At 60.9% G+C, this 2,273-nt stretch carries 3 protein-coding genes; 2 read left to right on the forward strand and 1 reads right to left on the reverse strand.

Annotation, left to right across the window (positions count from 1 at the left end):
- Nucleotides 1-218: flagellin (locus tag EB812_RS11550; protein ID WP_278184292.1), on the forward strand; the 218-nt coding region annotated here is incomplete at its 5' end.
- Nucleotides 219-530: 312 nt separating this feature from the next.
- On the opposite strand, the gene EB812_RS11555 is transcribed toward EB812_RS11550, so the two are convergent.
- A complete protein-coding gene (locus tag EB812_RS11555) occupies nt 531-1,046 on the reverse strand; it encodes an Hsp20/alpha crystallin family protein (protein ID WP_118229752.1) in 516 nt (171 codons plus the stop codon).
- Between the two features lie 442 nt (nt 1,047-1,488).
- On the opposite strand from EB812_RS11555, the gene EB812_RS11560 reads away from it, so the two are divergent.
- Nucleotides 1,489-2,273 (forward strand): flagellin N-terminal helical domain-containing protein (locus tag EB812_RS11560; RefSeq protein ID WP_130958325.1); only part of this gene is annotated, 785 nt, incomplete at its 3' end.

Consider the following 2,273-nt stretch of genomic DNA (forward strand, 5'->3'; position numbering starts at 1 on the left):
ATTTGGGCGCTTTGCAGAACCGGCTGGAAAACACCATCAGCAACCTGACTACCCAGGCAGAAAACCTGCAGGCGGCGGAATCGCGCATTTCCGATGTGGACGTGGCCACGGAAATGACGAACTTCGTGCGTAATCAGATCCTCACCCAATCCGCTGTGGCCATGCTTTCGCAGGCCAACAGCATGCCACAGATGGCGCTTTCGCTCATAGGCGGCTAAACGCCGCACGTGGGGAAGGACGCAAAGCCCACACAGGCCGCGCCGCCGGAGAGGGCGCGGCTACGAAAAATCCTGGTCCGCAAAAGCGGGCCAGGATTTTTCGTTCTTTGAACAAAACTTCCAAACCAAAAGCGCCCCCGCCAGAACGGCGGGGGCGCGCACGGGCCGGAGCGCTGGCCCGCGAGGAGGAGGATGTGCCGCAAAACGGCGGCTTTCGCGCTCCGGGGCCTGGGGTGGCCCCGGATGGGATGGGGGCCCGGAGGGCCGTTACGGCCCTCCCCGGCAGCCGGGGCGGCAGAGACCGCCCGGCGCTCAGGCCCTGGTGATTTCAATAGTTTTCGCCTCTGCCGCAGCCGGAGCCTTGCGCGGAATGACGACGCTCAGCACGCCGTTTTTGTGCGTGGCGGCAATGCTGTCCACATCGGCATCATCGGGCAGAGCCAGCACCCGCTGGAAGGAACCGTAGACTCGCTCCATAACATGCTGATTTTTATTTTCTTCCTCACTATCCCGTTTTTTCTCACCAGAAACGACCAAGGCGTTTTCACGCACTTCCACGGCAACATTTTCCGGCTCCACACCAGGCAGTTCCATGCGCAGGGTATAAGCCTTGTCGTCACTGGTCAGATCCATGTCGGGCAAGAGGGCATTTTCTGCCTTTTGGTGCCGCCAGAAGGGCAGCATCTCGTTCATGGCCTCCCACGGGGCCGCCATACCGTTGAACATGGCCTGAAAAATTTTGTCCATATCGTCCCTGAAGGGCGCTGCCGGGGCGATATTCTCGCGCGGCGCGAACCAACGACGGGGAAGACGCATTGTAGTGGCCATAATCATAAACCTCCTGTGCAAATCTTTCTATCCAATAGATAAAACAGAAGTTAGCTTCGTCAAGATGCTGTGGAAAAGTTTTGTATACCCACAGCGCTGCCGCCAGGATTTTGACAATGCCCCAACGCAGGGCCGCGCGGCGTAACCGACTGCGACACAACAAAAAGAGACCGAGAAGCTGGCACGGATTCTGCTAGGTGTGCTGTGCAGGTTTGGGGGCAAAACTTGCCGTTGCGCCGCCACGAGCAAAACGACAACCGCCCCAGGTTTGGGACCGTCCACCCGCGCAACCGGCAGCGGAACCGGTAGAACGCGGGCGACACAACCCTACTCCCGGAGGGAGGAGGCCCGCCCCACGGCGGGCCGCAACGGCGGCAGTCCGCACGGAAGCGGACGCGCGCAGTGCGCCGCCGGGCTGACAGCACATTCAAGGAGGAATGTCATGTATATCAATCACAACCAGATGGCCACCAACGTGGCGAACACGTTGACGGACCACTACAGCAATCTGCAAACCTCAACCCAGCGTCTGTCTTCTGGCTTGCGCATCAACTCCGCGGCGGACGACGCCGCCGGCCTGGCCATCCGTGAGCTCATGCGCACGGATGTGGCCGCCCTGCAACAGGGCGTGCGCAACGCCAACGACGCCATTTCCCTCATCCAGACCGCCGACGGCGCCCTGGGCGTCATCGACGAAAAGCTGACCCGCATGAAGGAACTGGCGGAACAAGCGGCCACCGGCACCTACGACTCCACCCAGCGGCTCATGATCGACTCGGAGTACCAGGCCATGGCTTCGGAAATTACCCGAATCGCCAATGCCACGGACTTCAACGGCATCCACCTGCTTGACGGCAACCTGTCCGGCGACACACACGACGGCAGCGATCTGACCGCCACGGGCAAGATGAAGATCCACTTCGGGACCATGAACGACTCGGACGAGGACTACTACTACATCCAGATCGGCACGAGCACGGCCTCGGCTCTGGGTGTGGGCAACAGCGCCGCAGAAGGCAGCTTGGCCTACACGGTCTCCACCCAGAATGCGGCCCAGAGCGCTCTGGTGGGCATCAACGACGCCGTGGTTTCCAAGGACGCCATCCGGGCGCATTTGGGCGCTTTGCAGAACCGGCTGGAAAACACCATCAGCAACCTGACTACCCAGGCAGAAAACCTGCAGGCGGCGGAATCGCGCATTTCCGATGTGGACGTGGCCACGGAAAT

Origin of the sequence: Desulfovibrio legallii (assembly GCF_004309735.1) — a bacterium.
Classification (GTDB): Bacteria; Desulfobacterota; Desulfovibrionia; order Desulfovibrionales; family Desulfovibrionaceae; genus Desulfovibrio; species Desulfovibrio legallii.